The organism is Streptomyces sp. NBC_01198, from assembly GCF_036010485.1.
Classification (GTDB): Bacteria; Actinomycetota; Actinomycetes; order Streptomycetales; family Streptomycetaceae; genus Actinacidiphila.
The window spans coordinates 5,621,072-5,640,788 of sequence record NZ_CP108568.1 but is presented as its reverse complement, the minus strand read 5'-3'; the positions used below and the strand labels follow the sequence as shown (position 1 = coordinate 5,640,788).

Below are 19,717 nucleotides of genomic sequence, written 5' to 3'. Positions count from 1 at the left end.
GCGGGGGCGGCCGGAGCCGCCTCAGACCAGCCGCAGGAGGTCGCGGCCGCCCAGCACGTGCGCGTGGGCGTGGAAAACCGTCTGCCCGGCGCCGGGGCCCGTGTTGAACACGATCCGGTAGCCGGTGTCGACGACCTTCTCCTGCACGGCCACCTCGCCGGCCTCCCGCAGCACGTCCACCAGCGCGCCCGGGTCGCCGGCCGCCAGGGTCGCGGCGTCCGGGTAGTGCACCCGCGGGATGACCAGCACATGGGTCGGCGCCTGCGGGTTGATGTCACGGAACGCGAGCGTGGTCGGCGTCTCGCGCACGAGCGTTGCGGGGATCTCCCCCGCCACGATCTTGCAGAACAGGCAGTCGGCCTGGGGCTCTCCCGCCATCGCGGGGCTCCCTTCTCGGGGGCGTATGGGCTCCGCCATGCTACTGGGCCCCTGGGCGCGCCCCGGCCGCGCGCGCGGGCGCCACCGGCCGAAAGGGGCTGTTCGGTCCGCCCCGGACCACCGGCCGGTGGTGGGCTGAGCGCGCCGTTCCCCGCGCCCCTGGGGGTGCCTTGACGGGGGGTCAGGGGAGCGGGGGGAGGTCCGGAGGGGTCTTGGCCGGGGAGGTGGACAGTGCGGCCAGCGCCAGCGAAACGGCCTTGTCGAGTTGGGGGTCCTCGCCGGCTGCCCAGTGGTGCGGGGCGCGGACCACCTCGACGTCCGGGTCGACGCCGTGGTTCTCCACGCCCCAGCCGTAACCCTCCAGCCAGAAGGCGTACTTGGGCTGCGTCACCCCCGTGCCGTCGACCAGCTGGTAGCGGCTGTCGATGCCGATCACGCCGCCCCAGGTGCGGGTGCCGACGACCGGCCCGATGCCCAGGGCGCGGATCGCCGCGTTCACCACGTCCCCGTCGGACCCGGAGAATTCGTCGGCCACCGCGACGATCGGCCCGCGCGGCGCGTCCTGCGGGTAGCTGACCGGGTGGCCGCCGCGCGGCAGGTCCCAGCCGACGATCCGCCGGGCCAGCTTCTCGACCACCAGCTGCGAGGTGTGGCCGCCGCGGTTCTCCCGCAGGTCCACCACCAGGCCCTCCCGCGTCACCTCGACGCGCAGGTCGCGGTGCAGCTGCGCCCAGCCGCTGCCGACCATGTCCGGCACGTGCAGATAGCCGAGCCGGCCCTCCGACACCTCGTGCACGCGGGCCCGGCGCCCCGCGACCCAGTCGTGGTAGCGCAGCGGCTCCTCGTCGTCGAGCGGCACCGCCACCACATGCCGCACCGGACCGCCCGACTCCGCGGTCACCGTCAGCTCCACCGGCTTGCCCGCCGTGCCGACCAGCAGCGGCCCGGGGCCGGCCACCGGGTCCACCGGGCGGCCGTCGACCGCGAGCAGCACGTCCCCGGCGCGTACCGCCACCCCGGGCGCCGACAGCGGCGAGCGGGCCTGAGGGTCGGAGGACTCGCCGGGCACCACCCGGTCGACCCGCCAGCGCCCGTCGCCGGTACGGGAGATGTCCGCGCCGAGCAGCCCCTGCCGGTGCAGCGGATCGCGGTAGCCGCCCGGCGGCGAGACGTAGGCGTGCGAGGTGCCGAGCTCGCCGTGCAGCTCCCACAGCAGGTCGACGAGGTCGTCGTGGGTGGCGATCCGGTCCAGCAGCGGGCGGTAGCGCTCGGCGACGCCGTCCCAGTCCAGGCCGCCCATGTCGGCGCGCCAGAAGTTGTCCCTGGCCAGCCGGTGGGTCTCGGCGAACATCTGCCGCCACTCGTCCTGCGGGTGCACGGTCAGCCGGATCCGCGACAAATCCACGGTGACCGAGCCGCCCGACTCGTCGTCGGGGTCGGCCTTGCTGTCCGCGGGCACCACCCGCAGCCGGCTGCCGTCGGTCAGCAGCACCTTGGCGCCGTCGCCGGTGACCGCGAAGTCGTCGACGTCCTCGGCGAGTTCCTCCCGCCGCAGCTGCACCAGGTCGTAGCGCTCCAGCAGGGTGCCCGGCGGCTGCGCCTCGGGCGAGGCGAGGGCGGAGCCGAGCGTGCCGACCAGCGGGTGGCGCAGCCACAGCACACCGCCCTTGGCCGCGCGCAGCCCCGAGTAGCGGCCGGCCTCGACGGGGAAGGGCACGATCCGGTCGGCCAGGCCCTCGGCGTCGACCCGGGTGGCGGGGGTGCGCGGGGCCTCGCCCTTGGCGTCGCCGTCGCCCTTGTCGCGGTTCTTGTCCTCCTCGCCCTTTCCGCCGCCGTCGTGCTCGTCGTCGTCCGGCTCGTACGGCCGACCGTGCCGCTGCGGCCCGAACGGCGACGGGGTCGTCGCGGCCAGCGTGATCAGATACGGGCGGCCCGCGTTGGCGAAGGACAGGTCGAAGACGTGGGCGTCGTAGACCGGGTCGAAGGCCCGCTCCGACAGGAACGCCAGGTGGCGGCCGTCCGCGGTGAAGGCCGGCGCGTAGTCGTTGAAGCGCAGCGGCGTCGCGTCCACGACCGCGAGGTCGGCGGTCGCGGCCAGTTTCAGCTGCCGCAGCGTGCCGGGGCCCGGCGCCGACCAGGCCAGCCAGGCGGAGTCCGGCGAGAAGGTGAGCCCGGTGGCGTCGCCTGCGTCGCTCGCGGCGACCTCGCGGACCTCGCCGGTCTGCGTCTCCACCAGCAGCACCCGGCCGTCGTGGGAGGCGACAGCGATGCGGTGCCCGTCGGGCGACACCTCCATCTCCAGCACCCTGCCGAGCCGCCCGGCGGCCAGCCGGCGTGCCGTGGTGCCGCCCGGCACACCCACCGCGGGCGCCAGCTCCAGGGCGTCCTCGCCGCCGTCCGCGTCGGTCACCCACACCACGTGCTGCTCGCCGTCCGCGCCGCCGGGCGCGAAGACCCGCGGGTGCCGGGTGCGCACCCCGGGCTGCGCGGCCAGTGTGCGGGCCGGGCCGCCGCGGTGGGTGACCCAGTGGGTGGTGCCGCGGATCTCCACCGCGCTGCCGCGGCCGGTGTGGTCGGGGCGGGCGTCGCCCAGGTGGTGTGCTGCGCGCACGGGGTGCGGCTGCAGGTCGGTGCGCTGGCCGCCGAGCGCGATCTCCAGCGGGCGCGGCTCGGCGTCCACCAGGTCCTCCAGCAGGTACAGCCGCCCGCCCGAGGTCCAGGCCACCCGGACGCCGTCCGTACCCGCCTGCCGGGCGTAGAAGCCCTCCCCCGCCCCGCTGGCGTCGAGGCCGCTGTGCCGGCGCAGATCCGTACCGTCGGGGAGGCTGGAGTAGAGCGCGCCGACGCCCTCGTGGTCGGACAGGAAGGCGATCCGGTCCCCCACCCACATCGGGCACTCGAGGTTCCCGTCGAGCCCGGCGTGCAGGCGGCTGAACTCGCCGCTGCCGTCCGGGTCCAGCCACAGCTTGCCCGCGGTGCCGCCGCGGTAGCGCTTCCAGTACGCCGCCTCGCGCCCCATCGGCACCGACAGCAGCAGCACCGCGCCGCCGGGGCCGTACGCCACGTCACCGGCCGGCCCGTACGGCAGCGTGGCGCCCTGGCCGCCGTCCAGCGGGACCGTACGCGCCCAGGTGCGGCGCGCGGACGGCTGGCCGTGGGCGCTGGTCACCACCAGCTCGCCGTCCGGCGTCCAGGTGCGCACCGCCGTCCGCAGGTCGCCCCAGTACGTCAGCCGGCGCGACGGGCCGCCGTCCAGCGGCGCCACATGCACCTCGGGGGCGCCGTCCCTGGTCGACGTCCACGCGACCGCCTCGCCGCCGGGCGCCACCCTCGGGCGCCCCACCGGCATGTTGTCCGCGCTCACCCGCCAGGCCCGCCCGCCGTCCAGCGGCGCGACCCACACGTCGTCCTCCGCGGTGAAGGCGATCACGTCGCCGTGCGGGTGCGGGTGCCTGAGGTACGAGGGCTGCGGCGCCTGGCGGTTCGCGCTCGGCTGCTTCGGTGTCGGGTGCGTCACCAGGCCACCCTAACTTCGATCAACTCCTCGCCGGAGTCCGCTTTCCGCAGTTCCCGAGCCCCCCGACGTCGAAGACCTCGCGCGCGCCGACGGTCGCGGTCAGCCGGCCGCGTACGCAGGTGTCGTCCAGCTGCTCGGTCACCCTGCCACGCACCGAGATCTTCCGCTGGTCGTCCGTACGCCCCACGCAGTCCACCGACGCCTGCCTCGTCCCCGTCACGGCGCTGCACGACAGCCACTGCACCGGCACGTCGTCGGCCTTCAGCGCGCGCGTCGCCAACCGGTCCGTCGTCGCCGACACCGCACTGCTGGCCAGCCCGTCCGCCGGCTCGCACGCCACCGCAGCCACCGACGCGGCCGCCAGCAGCGCCCCAACCGCCCAATTCCTCCTGGTCTTTCCCATCCTCATACGGTCCTGTGCCGCCGCCCGCCGGTCCATCCCCCACACGGCCGGTTCGCACCCTTACGGGACCGGCCGGCATCCGCTACGTGCGCCCCCGCCGGCCGACGTCTCAGTACGCGGGCGGCGTCTCACCCAGTGGTCCGCGCAAGATGCGATCACCGCGACCGCGGGTTCCGGTGGAAGGAACCCCCCGCCCTTGCGCACGGAGGCACCCATGGGCCGCATCACGGTCGGCAGCGAGAACTCGACCACCGTCGAGCTGTACTACGAGGACCACGGCGAAGGGCAGCCGATCGTGCTCATCCACGGCTTCCCCCTCGACGGCGCCTCCTGGGAGCGGCAGATCCCCGTCCTGCTCAAGGCCGGACACCGCGTGATCACCTACGACCGGCGCGGCTTCGGCCGGTCGAGCCGACCGTCGGCCGGCTACGACTACGACACCTTCGCCACCGACCTCAAGGTCCTGATGGACACGCTCGACCTGCGCGACACGGTCCTGGCCGGCTTCTCGATGGGCACCGGCGAGGTCACCCGCTACCTCGGCAGCTACGGTTCCGAGCGGGTCGCCAAGGCCGCGCTCTTCAGCCCGATCCCGCCGTTCCTGCTCCGCACCGACGACAATCCCGACGGCGTCGAGCGGGCCGTCTTCGACGGCCTCAAGGACGCGATCGTCGCCGACCGGCCGGCGTTCCTGAAGGCCTTCCTCGACGACTTCAACAACGTCGACAAGCTCGGCGGCGGCCGCATCAGCCAGGAGGCCTGGCAATCGCAGTGGAACATCGCGGCCGGCGCGTCCCCGCTGGCCACGCTGGCCTCCGTGTCCGCGTGGCTGGCGGACTTCCGGCACGACGTGACACGCAACGACGTGCCCACGCTGGTGGTGCAGGGGACGGAGGATCGGATCCTCCCCATCGCCGCGACCGGGCGGCGGCTGCCGGCGCTCATCGCGGACTGCCGCTACGTGGAGATCGAGGGCGGGCCGCACGATGTTCCGTGGACGCACGGGGACGAGCTGAATTCAGCGTTCACGCAATTTCTGGCGGAGCCGTAGCGGGTATTGGGGCGCGCCGCCCACTGGTTCCCCGCGCCCGTCAGGGGGTGCCACCTGCGGTGGCTGCGCTGCTCTCCCCGCGTCGTGGCTGTTTCTGGTGGAGACGGGCCACCGGGGGGCGGGCGTCAGCTCGGGGTAGGGGCCGGGGTCAGGACCAGCGGTGGGTGCGGGTGAGGAGGAGGGATGTGGCAGCCACGCCCGCCGTGGAGGTGCGCAGGACTGTCGGCCCCAGCCGATACGCCCCCGCACCCGCAGTGGCGAAAGCCGCAAGTTCGTCCGGGGACACCCCGCCCTCGGGGCCGACGACCAGGACCACCGACCCGGAGGACGGCAGCGGCGCCGTGGCCAGCGGCACGGCGCCCTCCTCGTGCAGGACGCCCGCGAAATCCGCCGCGCCGAGCAGTGCGGCGACCTGGCGGGTCGTCATGAGCTCACCGACCGAGGGGAACCGCAGGCGCCGCGCCTGCTTGGCCGCCTCCCGGGCGGTGGCGCGCCACTTCGCCAGCGACTTGGCGCCACGCTCGCCACGCCATTGCGTCACGCAGCGCCCCGCCGCCCACGGCACGATCGCGTCGACCCCGGCCTCCGTCATCGTCTCGACGGCGAGCTCGCCGCGGTCCCCCTTGGGCAGGGCCTGCACGACGGTGATCCGGGGGGAGGGCTCGTCCTCCTCCCGGACGCCCTCGACGTCGACGTCGAGCTCGTCCTTGCCGCGGGCCGCCGCGACGACGCCGTACGCGCCGCGCCCGGCCCCGTCGGTCAGGACGACCTCCTCGCCGGGCTGCAGCCGGCGTACGGTCACCGCGTGGCGCCCCTCCGGGCCGTCCAGGGTGATCCGGGAGGGCGAGCCGTCCAGCACCGCGGGCTCGACCAGGAAGACCGGTGCCGTCATGTCCCGGCCTCCCGGGCAGCGTGCAGTTCCTCGACGAGCAGTTCCATCAGGTGCCCGGCGGACACCTCGCGGGCCAGCCGGTGGCCCTGTCCGGCCCACAGCGACATGGCCTGCGGGTCGCCCGCGGCGGCGGCCGCCTTGCGCAGCGGCGAGGTCAGATGGTGTATCTGCGGGTAGCCGGGCGGTGCGTAAGGTCCGTGCTCGCGCACGAAGCGGTTGACCAGCGTACGGGCCGGGCGCCCGGAGAAGGCCCTGGTCAGCTCGGTGCGGGTGAAGACCGGATCGGTGATCGCCCGCTTGTGCAGCGGGTCCGCACCGGACTCGGGGCAGACCAGGAACGCCGTACCGAGCTGCGCCGCGTCCGCGCCCGCCGCCAGCACCGCGGCGATCTGGCCGCCGCGCATCAGGCCGCCGGCCGCGATCAGCGGCAACTGCACCGCCTCGCGGACCTGCGGCAGCAGCGCGAGCAGGCCGGTGCCCGAGTGGTCGAGCTGCAGGTCGTCCCGGTGGGTGCCCTGGTGGCCGCCGGCCTCCACACCCTGCACGCACACCGCGTCGGCGCCGGCCCATTGCGCGGACAGCGCCTCCTGGACCGAGGTGGCGGTCACCACCGTGTACGTACCGGCCTTGCGGAACGACTCGACCACCGCCTGGGAGGGGCAGCCGAAGGTGAAGCTCACCATCGGCACGGGGTCTTCCAGGAGGATCGCGACCTTGGCGTCGTACGCGTCGTCCGTGCCGGCGTCCGGGTCGCCCAGCGGTGTCCCGTACCAGGACTCCTCGCCGGCGAGCTGTTCGGCGTACACCGCCACGGCGGACGGGTCGGTGGCCCTGACCTGCGGCATGAACAGATTCACCCCGAAGGGGTGCGTGCTCTGGTCGCGGAGCTGCCGGATCTCCTCGTACATCGCCTCGGGCGTCTTGTACCCGGCCGCCAGGAACCCCAGCCCGCCGGCCGCCGCCACCGCCGTGGCCAGCCGCGGGTTGGATCCGCCGCCGGCCATCGGGGCCTGCACGATCGGGTACGCCGAGAAGGACGTGAGACTGGGCGCGGACATGGGCCTAGCCTGCCATGCGCTTGCCGCGCGGGCTCAGGCCGCCCCCGGCCTCCCGCCCGGTGCCACGGTTGCCCCTCCGGGCCCTCCCCTGCCGCGAGGGCACGCCATCAGGGGCGCGGGGAACGGCGCGACCAGCCCGCACCGGGGTGCGGGTCGTCACCGACCCCGAAGGGGCAGTCTCTGTCGCAGCCGGACCACCGGCCGGTGAGTGGCTGAGCGCGCAGTTCCCCGCGCCCCCAGGGGGTCGCCCCTGCCGCAGCGGAACCGCAGCACCCCCGCGGCAGCGGACGGTGCCGCCCGCCGCAGGGGGAACGCACGACCCCCGTGCCCGGGGGATGCCCGGGGGATGGCGCGGCCGCGGGTCAGCGGCCGTTGAAGGCGTCCTTCAGGCGGGAGAAGAGGCCCTGCTGGCCCGGGGCGAACTGGCCCGTGGGGCGTTCTTCGCCGCGGAGTTTGGCCAGGCGCCGCATCAGGTCCTCCTGGTCCGCGTCGAGCTTGTGCGGGGTCACGACCTCGACGTGGACGACGAGGTCGCCGCGGCCGCCGCCGCGCAGGTGGGTGATACCGCGCTGGTGGAGCGGGATCGACTGGCCGGACTGCGTGCCGGGCCGGATGTCGATCTCCTCCAGGCCGTCGAGCGTCTCCAGCGGGCACTTCGTGCCGAGCGCCGCCGCGGTCATCGGGATGGTGACCGTGCAGTGCAGGTCGTCGCCGCGGCGCTGGAAGACCAGGTGCGGAACCTCGCGGATCTCGACGTAGAGGTCGCCCGCGGGGCCGCCGCCCGGGCCGACCTCGCCCTCGCCGGCCAGCTGGATGCGGGTGCCGTTGTCGACGCCCGCGGGGATCTTGACGGTCAGCGTGCGGCGGGACCTGACCCGACCGTCGCCGGCGCACTCCGGGCACGGCGTGGGCACGACCGTGCCGAAGCCCTGGCACTGCGGGCAGGGCCGCGAGGTCATGACCTGGCCGAGGAAGGAGCGGGTGACCTGGGACACCTCGCCGCGGCCGCGGCACATGTCGCAGGTCTGCGCGGAGGTGCCGGGCGCGGCCCCTTCGCCGTTGCAGGTCCCGCAGGTCACCGCGGTGTCGACCTGGATGTCCTTGGTGGTGCCGAAGGCGGCCTCTTCGAGGTCGATCTCCAGCCGGATCATGGCGTCCTGGCCGCGCCGGGTGCGCGAGCGCGGCCCGCGCTGCTGCGACTGCCCGAAGAAGGCGTCCATGATGTCGCTGAAGTTCCCGAAGCCCTGGCCGAAGCCTGCACCGGCTCCCGCGCCGCCCGCGGCGGACAGCGGGTCGCCGCCGAGGTCGTAGACCTGCTTCTTCTGCGGGTCGGAGAGCACCTCGTAGGCGGCGTTGATCTCCTTGAACCGCTCCTGCGTCTTGGGGTCGGGATTGACGTCAGGGTGCAACTCCCGGGCGAGACGGCGGAATGCCTTCTTGATCTCGTCCGGACCTGCGTCGCGGCGTACGCCCAGTACGGCGTAGTAGTCCGTGGCCACTTACGACTCCGCCAGGATCTGTCCGACGTAACGTGCCACTGCGCGTACCGCTCCCATCGTTCCGGGGTAGTCCATGCGGGTCGGGCCGACCACGCCGAGTTTGGCGACTGCCTCGTCGCCCGAACCGTAGCCGACGGCCACCACGGACGTGGAGTTGAGGCCCTCGTGAAAATTCTCATGCCCGATCCGCACGGTCATGGCGGAGTCGGTTGCCTCGCCGAGCAGTTTGAGGAGGACCATCTGCTCCTCCAGTGCTTCGAGGACCGGCCTGATCGTCAGCGGGAAGTCGTGGTTGAACCTCGTCAGGTTGGCCGCGCCGCCGAGCATGATGCGCTCCTCGGTCTGCTCCACCAGCGTTTCCAGCAGGGTGGCGAGGACTCCCGCGACCGCGGGCCGGTCGTCGGGGTCGAAGCTCTCCGGCAGGTCCTGGACCAGCGGCGGCACGTCGGAGAAGCGGCGGCCGACGACCCGGCTGTTGAGCCGGGCGCGCAGGTCGGCGAGAACCGTCTCGCCGACCGGGGCCTGGCAGTCGATCAGCCGCTGCTCGACCCGTCCGGTGTCGGTGATCAGCACCAGCATGATGCGGGCCGGCGCGAGCGCGAGCAGTTCCACGTGCCGTACCGACGACCGGGTCAGCGACGGATACTGCACCACCGCGACCTGCCGGGTGAGCTGGGCGAGCAGCCGTACGGTCCTGGCGACGACGTCGTCGAGGTCGACCGCGCCGTCCAGGAAGTTCTGGATGGCCCGGCGCTCGGCGGACGACAGCGGCTTGACGCCGGCCATCTTGTCGACGAACAGCCGGTAGCCCTTGTCGGTGGGGATCCGGCCCGCGCTGGTGTGCGGCTGCGCGATGTAGCCCTCGTCCTCCAGGACCGCCATGTCGTTCCGCACGGTGGCCGGCGACACGCCGAGCCGGTGACGCTCGGTGAGGGCCTTCGAGCCGACCGGCTCCTCGGTGCCGACGTAGTCCTGGACGATGGCACGCAGGACTTCGAGTCTGCGTTCGCTCAGCATCGCGCACCTCCAGCCGTGACATCCGTGACCTGGCACTCCGCCGTTTCGAGTGCCAGCCATCCCGCAGCAAGTGTACGGCGAGGCGGCAAGGGCTGGGCAAGGGTGCGGCACACCGGGTACGCGGAGGTGGCGGCGTGCGGCCCCGCGGCGGCGATAGCGTCACCCCCGTGGAATCTGTGGAGAGCACGGAGGATCCGGGTACGGGTGGTTCTGTCTGGGAGCAACTGGCTCCCGGGGTCGCCCGGCGCAGGATGCCCCATCTCGATGTGACGATCGGCCTGGTGGTCGGTTCCGACGGCGTACTGCTGGTGGACACCGCCTCGACGCTGCCGGAGGGCGAGGAGCTGCGCGGGCAGGTCGAGGCGCTGACCGGCCGCACCGTCACGCACATCGTCCTCACACACGGTCACTTCGACCATGTCTTCGGCACCGCCGCCTTCCCCGGCGCCGAGGTCTACGGGGAGCGCTCGCTCGGGGGCTATCTGCGCCGGGAGCCGGAGGTGCTGCGGGAGTCCGCGGTGGAGCACGGCACCGACCCGGCCGAGGCGGCGCGGGCGGCGGCGGAGCTGGTGCTGCCCACCCGTCAGGTGACCGGCGAGACCGAGGTCGACCTGGGCGAGCGCCAGGTGCGGCTGGTGCACCCCGGCACCGGGCACACCGGCCACGACCTGGTGGTGGTCGTGCCGGGCGCCACCGCGAGCGACCCGACGGTGGTCTTCTGCGGCGACCTGGTCGAGGAGTCGGGCGAGCCGCAGGCGGGCGACGACGCCGACCCGGCGCACTGGCCCGGCACGCTGGACGCGCTGCTCGCCCTGGGCGGCGAGACGGGCCGCTACGTCCCCGGGCACGGCGCCGTGGTCGACGCGCGTTTCCTGCGGGCGCAGCGGGACGCGCTGGCAGAGCGCTTCGGGACCGCGCCCTGAGGGCGTGTCCGCCGCGTGTCCTGGGCCGCGCCGGGGGCGGCTGGTTACGATCGCCCCCATGCGCAGCAGGAGTTACGACCCCGACCTGACCCCGCCGTGGAAGAGGAGCGCCCCGGCGCCCGAGGTGGCGGCCGAGGCCGACCTGGTGGTCGAGGAGGCCGCGACGGGCTTCTGCGGGGCGGTGGTGCGCTGCGAGAGGACCGCGGAGGGGCTGACGGTCACGCTGGAGGACCGCTTCGGCAAGCACCGGGTCTTCCCGATGGTGCCCCGCGGCTTCCTGATCGACGGCCGTACGGTGACGCTGGTCCGCCCGCAGGCCGCGCCCGCGCCACGCGGGCCGCTGCTGTCCGCGTCGGGCTCGGTCGCGGTGCCCGGCGTCAAGGCGCGGGTGGCACGGGCCGGGCGGATCTACGTCGAGGGCCGGCACGACGCCGAACTGGTCGAACGGGTGTGGGGCCACGACCTGCGGGTCGAGGGCGTCGTCGTGGAGTATCTGGAGGGCGTCGACGACCTGCCCGCGATCGTGGCCGACTTCGGCCCGGCCCCCGACGCCCGGCTGGGCGTGCTGGTCGACCACCTGGTGCCGGGTTCCAAGGAGTCGCGGATCGCCGCGTCCGTCAGCGGCGCGGACGTCCTGGTCGTCGGGCACCCCTACATCGACGTGTGGGAGGCGGTGAAGCCCGCCTCGGTCGGTATCGCCCGGTGGCCGCGGGTGCCGCGCGGCGAGGACTGGAAGACGGGGGTGTGCCGGGAGCTCGGCTGGGACATGTCCACGGGCGAGGCCTGGCAGCGCATCCTGGCGTCGGTGCGGACGTACAAGGACCTGCAGGCAGAACTGCTCGGCTCGGTGGAGCACCTGATCGACTTCGTGACCGCGCCCTGACGGCGGGGGCGCGGCTCAGTCGGTGAGGTCGCGGACCACCGCGTCGGCAAGCAGCCGCCCGCGCCGGGTCAGCACGGCACGCCCGGCCGCGTGCGCGGCGGGCTCCAGGAGGCCTTCGGCGACCGCGCGGACCGCGGCCCTGGCGCCCGCGCCGGTCAGCAGGTCCAGCGGGCAGCCCGCGGACAGCCGCAGCTCAAGCAGGATCCGCTCGACCCTGCGGTCCTCGTCCCCGAGCACCTCGCGCCCAGCGCCTGGGCTGCGGGACTCGGCGAGGGCCTGCGCGTAGGCGCCGGGGTGCTTGACGTTCCACCACCGCACCCCGCCGACGTGGCTGTGGGCGCCAGGACCCGCGCCCCACCAGTCCGCCCCGGTCCAGTACAGCTCGTTGTGGCGGCACCTGCCCGCCTCGGTGGTGGCCCAGTTGGAGACCTCGTACCAGCCGAAGCCGGCCGCGGCCAGCCGCTCGTCGGCGATGAGGTAGCGGTCGGCGTGCTCGTCGTCGTCGGTCATCGGCACCTCGCCGCGGCGGATCCGCCGGGCCAGCTGCGTACCCTCCTCGACGATCAGCGCGTAGGCCGACACGTGGTCGGGGCCCGCGCCTATCGCCGCGTCGAGCGAGGCGCGCCAGTCGTCGTCGGACTCGCCGGGGGTGCCGTAGATCAGGTCGAGGTTGACGTGCTCGAAACCCGCTGCCCGGGCTTCGGCGACGCATGCCTCGGGGCGCCCCGGGGTATGGGTGCGGTCCAGGATCCGCAGGACGTGCTGCCGGGCGCTCTGCATCCCGAAGGACATCCTGGTGAAGCCGCCGTCGCGCAGCTCGGCCAGATAGGCCGGGCCGACCGACTCCGGGTTGGCCTCCGTGGTGATCTCCGCGTCCGCCGCGAGCCCGAACTCGTCCCGGATCGCTCCCAGCATCCGCACCAGGTCGGCGGCGGGCAGCAGGGTGGGGGTGCCGCCGCCGACGAAGACCGTCGCCGCCTGGCGCGGGTCGTCCCCGAGCACCTTCCTGGCCAGCCGGATCTCGTCGACCAGGACGTCGGCGTAGTTGTCGCGGGACGCCAGCGCGCCACCCGAGCCGCGCAGCTCGCTCGCGGTGTAGGTGTTGAAGTCGCAGTAGCCGCAGCGGGTGGCGCAGTAGGGCACGTGCAGGTAGAAGCCGAGCGGCCGGCCCGCGGCGGCGGCCAGCGCCTGCGGCGGCAGGGCGCCGTCCTCGGGCACGGGTTCGCCGTCGGGCAGTACGGAGGGCATTCCCCCAGTATCCGGCACGCCGGGCGGTGCCCAGGCACGTCAGCGCGCCTGGAGGACGAGCACCGCCAGATCGTCGGCGGGCGGGGCGCTGTCGTAGGCGTGCACCGCGTGCCGGACGCGCTCGGCCGTACCCGCCGCGTCCAGCCCCGTGCAGCCGCCGAGGACGGTGGCCAGACCCTCGTCGTCGTCGAACTGCCGCCGGCCGCGGCGGCGCTCGGTCACCCCGTCGGTGACGCACAGCAGGGTGTCGCCGGGCGACAGGTCGAAGGACTCGCTCACGTACCGTGACGTCTCGGAGATCCCCAGCAGGAGCTGCGGGCCGGCCGCCTCCCGTACCCGGCCGTCCCGGCCGAGCAGCAGCGGCAGCGGATGGCCGGCGGAGGCCAGGGTGCAGTGCGCGCCGGGCTCCGGCGCGTACGGCGTGACCTCCCCGTACAGCAGCGACAGGAAGCGGGCCTGGCCGCCCTCCCAGGCCGCCGTCCCGCCGATCAGGGCGGCGGCCGCCTCGTCGGCGAGCGCCTTGTTGAGGCGGTCGAGCACGTCGCAGACGCCGTAGCCCTCGCGGGCCAGCAGCCGCAGCACCGGGCGCGCGACGCCGGCCAGCGAGGCGGCCTCGGGACCGTTGCCGCACACGTCGCCCAGCGCGAAGCACCAGCGGCCGTCACCGGCCGGGAAGAGGTCGTAGAAGTCGCCGCCGACCCAGTCGCCGGCCAGCGGCTCGTAGACGACGGCGTGGTCGATGCCGGGGATGCGCCCCACCGCCGGCGGCAGCAGGCCGCGCTGCAGCACCGTGCTGATCATCGCTTGCCGCGCGTACTGCCGCGCCGCGCCCATGGCCTGGGCCACCCGGCGGGCGAAGTCCTCGACCAGGCCGGTCATCGCGTCCGGCAGCCCGTGCCGCCCCGCCGCCCCGGGCGGCGCTGCCCGGCCCAGCAGCAGGGTGCCGTGGCAGCGGCCCGCCACGATCAGCGGCACGGCGAGTGCGCCGCCGGAGGCGGGGTCGCACCCGGCGTCGTCCGGCAGCGCCGGCCACCGCGCCTGCCGCGCCCCGGGCCGCGGGTCGGCGGCGGGCGGCGCCGCCTCCAGTACGGCCCGCAGCCGGTCGATCCGCCGCTCCTCGACGTGCCACACGCTCGACAGCCGCGGTGCGGCTCCCGCCGGGTACACCCACACCGCGCACCAGTCCGCGATCCGCGGCACCAGCAACTGCGCCGCGAGCGAGGCGACGTTGTCCTCGTCCAGCTGGCCGGCCAGCAGGTCCGACGCCTCGGCGAGGAAGGACAGCGCCCCGCGGTCGACCCGGTCCTGCTCGGCGCACGGGCCGGCCGGCCGTGGCGGCGCCACGGGTGCGAGCAGTTCCGCCGGCGGTTCGCCGCGAGGGGCGGGCAGCGGGGGCTCGCCGCCGCCGGGCGGCAGGTCGAAGCGGCACCACACCGTCTTGCGGTCGCGGTGGTAGCTGATGCCCCAGGCGTCGGACAGCGCCGCCACCAGGTGCAGGCCGCGGCCGCCCTCCCGCCGGTCGTCGGGCACGTCCGGGCCGTCCCGGCCGCCGGCCCCGTCCTCCCTGAGCATCCGCGCCGGGTGCCGGTCCGACACCTCGACCACGACGCCGGGCGGGGACTCCCGGGTGTCCAGCCGGCACACCACGTCGACCGCAGTGCCGGCGTGCACGACGGCGTTCGTGACCAGCTCGCTCACCAGGAGGGTGCCGTCGTCCACCAGCCGCTCTTCGAGGCCGGCCGCCTCGGGCAGGCCGCTGCCCGCCCATTCCGCCAGCGCGGCCCGCAGGAACCGGCGGGCGGCGCCGGCGGCCTGCTGGTCGCCGGGCAGACTCGTCCGCGACATGGCCTCGGACCCGTCCGACCCCACGTCGCGGGCTTCGCCCGCGGGGCGAGCAGAGGTGAGCCTCACGCTCCCATGCTGACACTCCGCCACACCCCGACCCCGCTCCGTACCCCCCGCACGGGTCCCTTTCCCCCGAACTCCCCCCATCCCCCACCCCGACCCACTACCCTCCCGCGCCGGGGCCCCTGAAAGACCCTCACCCTCCGCACAAGAGGTCCAGCCCCCAGGGGCGCGGGGAGCTGCGCGACAAGCCACGACGCACCGCAAGGTCAGCACGCCCTCCGGGGGACCGGCAGCCCCCAGCCGCGCGCAAGCGCAAAGCGTGGCCGGGGGCAGGCCCCGCGAGGCCTAGGACTCGCGGGCGCCGGCGTACATCTCTTCGATCAGCGGGCCGAACTCCCGCTCCACGACGGGTCGCTTCAGCTTCAGGCTCGGCGTGAGATCGCCGTGCTCGACGTCGAGATCGCGCGGCAGCAGCCGGAACTGCCGGATCTGCTGCCAGCGCTGCAACCCCTCGTTGAGCCGCTGCACGTAGCCGTCGATGAGGTCGCGGACCTGGTCCGTGGCGACGACCTCCGCGTACGGCCGGCCGGCCAGGTCGTGTTCCGCGGCCCAGTCGAGGATGGTCGGCTCGTCGAGCGCCAGCAGCGCCGTACAGAAGTTGCGTCCGCCGCCGACGACCAGGACGTTGCTGACGAAGGGGCACACCGCCTTGAACTGCCCCTCGACCTCCGCGGGAGCGATGTATTTGCCGCCCGAGGTCTTGATCAGGTCCTTCTTGCGGTCGGTGATCTTCAGGAAGCCGTCGGGGGACAGTTCCCCGATGTCCCCGGTGTGGAACCACCCGTCAGGTTCGAGGACTTCCGCGGTCTTGTCGGGCAGCCCGTGGTAGCCCTGCATGATGCCCGGGCCGCGCAGCAGGATCTCGCCGTCCTCGGCGATGCGGACCTCAAGGCCCGGCAGGGCCTTGCCGACCGTGCCGGTGCGGTAGTTCTCGCCGGGGTTGACGAAGCTGGCGGCGCTGGACTCGGTGAGCCCGTAGCCCTCCAGGATGTGGATCCCGGCGCCGGCGAAGAAGTAGCCGATGTCGGGGGCGAGCGCGGCGGAGCCGGACACGCAGGCCCGCAACCGGCCGCCGAAGGCCTCCCGCAGCTTGCTGTAGACGAGCTTGTCGGCGAGCGCGTGCTTGGTCCGCAGCCCCATCGGCGCCGACGCCGTACCCGTGAGCCGCTTGCTGGTCTGCATGGCCTTGGCGTAGTCGCGGGCGACTTCCGCGGCCCACAGGAAGATCTTGTACTTGGCGGCGCCGCCCGCGCGGGCGCGGCCCGCGACGCCGTTGTAGACCTTCTCGAAGATGCGGGGCACCGCCGCCATGTACGTCGGCTGGACGACCGGCAGGTTCTCGATGATCTTGTCGACCCGTCCGTCGACCGCCGTGATGTGCCCGACGGAGATCTGCCCGGCGGTCAGCACCTTGCCGAAGACGTGCGCCAGCGGCAGCCACAGGTACTGCACGTCCTCCGGCTGCAGCAGGTCGACGGCCTGGATGGCCCGCGCCATGTACGACCAGCAGTCGTGCGGCAGGCGGACACCCTTGGGGCGTCCGGTTGTGCCGGAGGTGTAGATCAGCGTCGCGAGCTGGTCCTTGGTGATCGCCGCGACCGCGTCGGTGACGGCGGCGGGGTGCTGGGCCAGATAGGCCTCGCCGCGCTTCTCCAGCTCGGCGAGCGACAGCACCCAGCCGTCTCCCGCCTCGTCCAGCGCGCCCTCCGGGTCGATCACCACGACATGGGCCAGCTCGGGCAGCTCGGCCCTGCGCTGCCTGGCCTTCTCCAGCTGCGCGGCGTCCTCCGCGATGAGGACCCGGCTGCCGGAGTCGGCGAGGATGAACGCGGTCTCGTCGGCATTGGTGCTGGCATAGACGGTGGTGGTGGCCGCGCCCGCGCACAGGATGCCGAGGTCGGCGAGGATCCACTCGACCCGGGTGTTGGAGGCGATGGCGACCCGCTCCTCGGGGCGCACCCCGAGGTCCATCAGGCCGGCCGCGACGGCGTACACCCGGCGGGAGGACTCGCCCCAGGTGAGCGATCTCCAGCTGTCCGGGCCCTCGCCGTCCTCCGGGGAGACCGGGTAGCGGTACGCCTCCGCGTCCGGCGTGGCCGCCACCCGGTCCAGGAAGAGCGTCGCCACGGAGGGCGGCCGATTCTCTAGCAACGTCTGTGTGTCGGTCACCGCAACCTCCGGGCACGCGCGGGCGTTCTTAACTCACCAGTAACCTATCCGTCGGATCAGACTAGAGGCCCGACGCCCGGCGCGTAAGAGGGTATGGCCAGCGCGTCGCGACCGCATGCGCACCGCCGCCTGCGGATACCGCCGACCGGGTGGCGGGGTGCGCCGCGTCCACGGTCGCACCCCGCCACCCGCCGGCCTACTTCTTCGCCTTGGACTCGCCGTCGGAATCGGTGGACAGCACCGCGATGAAGGCCTCCTGCGGCACCTCGACGCTGCCGACCATCTTCATCCGCTTCTTGCCCTCCTTCTGCTTCTCCAGCAGCTTGCGCTTCCGCGAGATGTCACCGCCGTAGCACTTGGCGAGCACGTCCTTGCGGATGGCGCGCACCGTCTCGCGGGCGATCACCCGGGCGCCGATGGCAGCCTGGATCGGCACCTCGAAGTTCTGCCGCGGGATCAGCTCGCGCAGCTTGGCGACCAGCCGGACGCCGTACGCGTACGCCTTCTCCTTGTGGGTGATCGCCGAGAAGGCGTCCACCTTGTCGCCGTGCAGCAGGATGTCGACCTTGACCAGGTCGGCGCTCTGCTCGCCGGTGGGCTCGTAGTCCAGCGAGGCGTAGCCGCGGGTCTTGGACTTGAGGTTGTCGAAGAAGTCGAAGACGATCTCGGCCAGCGGCAGGGTGTAGCGGATCTCGACCCGGTCCTCGGACAGGTAGTCCATGCCGAGCAGCGAGCCGCGCCGGTTCTGGCACAGCTCCATGATCGCGCCGATGAACTCCGTCGGGGCCAGCACCGTGGCCCGTACCACCGGCTCGTAGACCTCGGAGATCTTGCCCTCGGGGAATTCACTCGGATTGGTGACGACGTGCTCGGTGCCGTCCTCCATCAGGACCCGGTAGACGACGTTGGGCGCCGTCGCGATCAGGTCGAGGCCGAACTCGCGCTCCAGGCGCTCGCGGATCACGTCCAGGTGCAGCAGGCCGAGGAAGCCGACCCGGAAGCCGAAGCCGAGCGCGGCGGACGTCTCCGGCTCGTAGACCAGCGCCGCGTCGTTGAGCTGGAGCTTGTCCAGGGCCTCGCGCAGCTCCGGGTAGTCCGAGCCGTCCAGCGGATACAGGCCGGAGAAGACCATCGGCCGGGGGTCCTTGTAGCCGCCCAGCGCCTCGGTGGCGCCGGCGCTCCTGGTGGTGATCGTGTCACCGACCTTGGACTGCCGTACGTCCTTCACACCGGTGATCAGATAGCCGACCTCGCCGACGCCGAGCCCGTCGGCGGGCAGCATCTCCGGCGAGTTGGTGCCGATCTCCAGCAGCTCGTGGGTGGCGCCGGTGGACATCATCCGGATCTGCTCGCGCTTGGTGAGCTGCCCGTCGATGACCCGGACGTAGGTGACCACACCGCGGTAGGAGTCGTACACCGAGTCGAAGATCATCGCGCGGGCGGGCGCGTCCGCGACGCCGATCGGGGCGGGCACGTCCCTGACCACCCGGTCCAGCAGCGCGTCCACCCCGACGCCGGTCTTCGCCGAGACCCGCAGCACGTCGGCCGGGTCGCAGCCGATGAGGTTGGCCAGCTCCTCGGAGAACTTCTCCGGCTGGGCGGCGGGCAGGTCGATCTTGTTCAGCACCGGGATGACGGTGAGGTCGTTCTCCATCGCCAGATACAGATTCGCCAGCGTCTGCGCCTCGATGCCCTGCGCGGCGTCCACCAGGAGGACGGTGCCCTCGCAGGCGGCGAGCGAGCGGGACACCTCGTAGGTGAAGTCGACGTGTCCCGGGGTGTCGATCATGTTCAGGATGTGCGTGCCCGAGGCGCCGTCGCTGGGCTGCCAGGGCAGCCGGACGGCCTGCGACTTGATGGTGATGCCGCGCTCGCGCTCGATGTCCATCCGGTCGAGGTACTGAGCACGCATCTGCCGCGCGTCGACGACCCCGGTGAGCTGGAGCATCCGGTCGGCGAGTGTCGACTTGCCGTGGTCGATGTGCGCGATGATGCAGAAGTTGCGGATCAGCGCCGGGTCGGTACGGCTCGGCTCCGGCGCATGGGCCGGCACGGAAGAAGGGGTCGCGGGCACGCAGGGTCCATTTTCTTGAGACGCCCACCCCCGCGCTCGGCGCGGGACTCGGTCTCTGCTGGCTGGTCGGATCGATACGTAGCCTCCATCGTCCCATGGCCGGCGGCCGCCGCGCGGTTTGGGAGCGGCCGACGGCTGCTGGTAACCTGGGGCGCTGTGCCTCGTGCCCCCCACCGGTCGCGTACCGCGGGAATCCGGACCCGAGGCGCTGATCCTTTCGGTAAACGAACCTGAGAAGGCTCCTTCGTGGCGAACATCAAGTCCCAGATCAAGCGCAACAAGACCAACGAGAAGGCGCGCCTGCGCAACAAGGCCGTCAAGTCCGAGCTCAAGACCGCGGTCCGCCGCACCCGCGAGGCCGTCGCCTCCGGCGACGCCGCCAAGGCCGAGGCCGCCGCGCGCGCCGCGTCCAAGAAGCTCGACAAGGCCGTGAGCAAGGGCGTCATCCACAAGAACCAGGCCGCGAACAAGAAGTCGGCCATCGCGCAGTCGGTCGCGGCGCTCCAGGGCTGATCACCCTTCGCCTGACCCGCACAGCCTGCACGACCCGCACGACTTGCACGGCCCCGCGCGGTCTCCGCGCACCAGGGTCCGCGGCAGGGCGGGCAACCGGAACCAGCGGCCCCTCTACCGCCCGGACCCGCAGCGCCCAAGACCCGTGCCGCACGCGGACGTTCGCCACGTGCCTGCGGCACAC

15 protein-coding genes are annotated in these 19,717 nt (G+C 73.5%); 4 read left to right on the top strand and 11 right to left on the bottom strand.

What is annotated here, in order from left to right; genetic code table 11:
* Positions 1-21: 21 nt before the first annotated feature.
* From OG702_RS25070 to OG702_RS25060, 3 genes are all read right to left on the bottom strand, one after another.
* On the bottom strand, positions 22-378 hold the full coding sequence (locus OG702_RS25070; RefSeq protein ID WP_327291187.1) for a histidine triad nucleotide-binding protein: 357 nt from the start codon (positions 376-378) through the stop codon (positions 22-24).
* Positions 379-559: 181 nt separating this feature from the next.
* Complete coding sequence (locus tag OG702_RS25065) at positions 560-3,895, bottom strand: S41 family peptidase (protein WP_327291186.1); 3,336 nt, start codon at positions 3,893-3,895, stop codon at positions 560-562.
* Between the two features lie 19 nt (positions 3,896-3,914).
* Positions 3,915-4,298, bottom strand: a complete 384-nt coding sequence (locus OG702_RS25060; protein ID WP_327291185.1) for a hypothetical protein — start codon at positions 4,296-4,298, stop codon at positions 3,915-3,917.
* A gap of 214 nt (positions 4,299-4,512) precedes the next feature.
* Here OG702_RS25060 and OG702_RS25055 point away from each other — a divergent pair, with 214 nt between their 5' ends.
* A complete protein-coding gene (locus tag OG702_RS25055; RefSeq protein ID WP_327291184.1) occupies positions 4,513-5,349 on the top strand; it encodes an alpha/beta fold hydrolase in 837 nt (278 codons plus the stop codon).
* Positions 5,350-5,497: 148 nt separating this feature from the next.
* On the opposite strand, the gene OG702_RS25050 is transcribed toward OG702_RS25055, so the two are convergent.
* The 4 genes from OG702_RS25050 to hrcA all read right to left on the bottom strand — a co-directional run bounded on the left by OG702_RS25050 (position 5,498) and on the right by hrcA (position 9,815).
* Entirely contained in the window at positions 5,498-6,241 is a 744-nt protein-coding gene (locus OG702_RS25050) for a 16S rRNA (uracil(1498)-N(3))-methyltransferase (RefSeq protein WP_327291183.1), read from the bottom strand.
* Positions 6,238-7,299 (bottom strand): nitronate monooxygenase, encoded by a 1,062-nt coding sequence (locus tag OG702_RS25045; RefSeq protein ID WP_327291181.1) that lies wholly within the window; start codon positions 7,297-7,299, stop codon positions 6,238-6,240. Before OG702_RS25045 ends, OG702_RS25050 begins: the two co-directional genes overlap by 4 nt.
* Positions 7,300-7,661: 362 nt before the next feature.
* On the bottom strand, positions 7,662-8,798 hold the full coding sequence (gene dnaJ / locus OG702_RS25040) for a molecular chaperone DnaJ (protein ID WP_327291180.1): 1,137 nt from the start codon (positions 8,796-8,798) through the stop codon (positions 7,662-7,664).
* Positions 8,799-9,815 (bottom strand): heat-inducible transcriptional repressor HrcA, encoded by a 1,017-nt coding sequence (gene hrcA / locus OG702_RS25035; RefSeq protein WP_327291179.1) that lies wholly within the window; start codon positions 9,813-9,815, stop codon positions 8,799-8,801.
* Positions 9,816-9,991: 176 nt separating this feature from the next.
* Here hrcA and OG702_RS25030 point away from each other — a divergent pair, with 176 nt between their 5' ends.
* Positions 9,992-10,738, top strand: a complete 747-nt coding sequence (locus tag OG702_RS25030; RefSeq protein ID WP_442814733.1) for an MBL fold metallo-hydrolase — start codon at positions 9,992-9,994, stop codon at positions 10,736-10,738.
* A gap of 58 nt (positions 10,739-10,796) precedes the next feature.
* A complete protein-coding gene (locus OG702_RS25025; protein WP_327291178.1) occupies positions 10,797-11,621 on the top strand; it encodes a DUF3097 domain-containing protein in 825 nt (274 codons plus the stop codon).
* A gap of 15 nt (positions 11,622-11,636) precedes the next feature.
* Here OG702_RS25025 and hemW read toward each other — a convergent pair whose 3' ends face one another.
* The 4 genes from hemW to lepA all read right to left on the bottom strand — a co-directional run bounded on the left by hemW (position 11,637) and on the right by lepA (position 19,020).
* Positions 11,637-12,869: a radical SAM family heme chaperone HemW gene (hemW, locus tag OG702_RS25020; RefSeq protein WP_327291177.1), complete on the bottom strand. Its 1,233-nt coding sequence runs from the start codon at positions 12,867-12,869 to the stop codon at positions 11,637-11,639.
* A 39-nt stretch (positions 12,870-12,908) separates the two neighbouring features.
* The gene (locus OG702_RS25015) at positions 12,909-14,714 is read right to left on the bottom strand and encodes an ATP-binding SpoIIE family protein phosphatase (protein ID WP_327291176.1); all 1,806 of its coding nucleotides are present in this window, start codon (positions 14,712-14,714) and stop codon (positions 12,909-12,911) included.
* A 348-nt stretch (positions 14,715-15,062) separates the two neighbouring features.
* Positions 15,063-16,946 (bottom strand): AMP-dependent synthetase/ligase, encoded by a 1,884-nt coding sequence (locus OG702_RS25010; RefSeq protein WP_327291175.1) that lies wholly within the window; start codon positions 16,944-16,946, stop codon positions 15,063-15,065.
* A gap of 196 nt (positions 16,947-17,142) precedes the next feature.
* Positions 17,143-19,020, bottom strand: a complete 1,878-nt coding sequence (gene lepA / locus OG702_RS25005; RefSeq protein WP_327291174.1) for a translation elongation factor 4 — start codon at positions 19,018-19,020, stop codon at positions 17,143-17,145.
* 246 nt (positions 19,021-19,266) lie between these two features.
* Here lepA and rpsT point away from each other — a divergent pair, with 246 nt between their 5' ends.
* Positions 19,267-19,533, top strand: a complete 267-nt coding sequence (gene rpsT / locus OG702_RS25000; protein ID WP_327291173.1) for a 30S ribosomal protein S20 — start codon at positions 19,267-19,269, stop codon at positions 19,531-19,533.
* Positions 19,534-19,717: the final 184 nt, after the last annotated feature.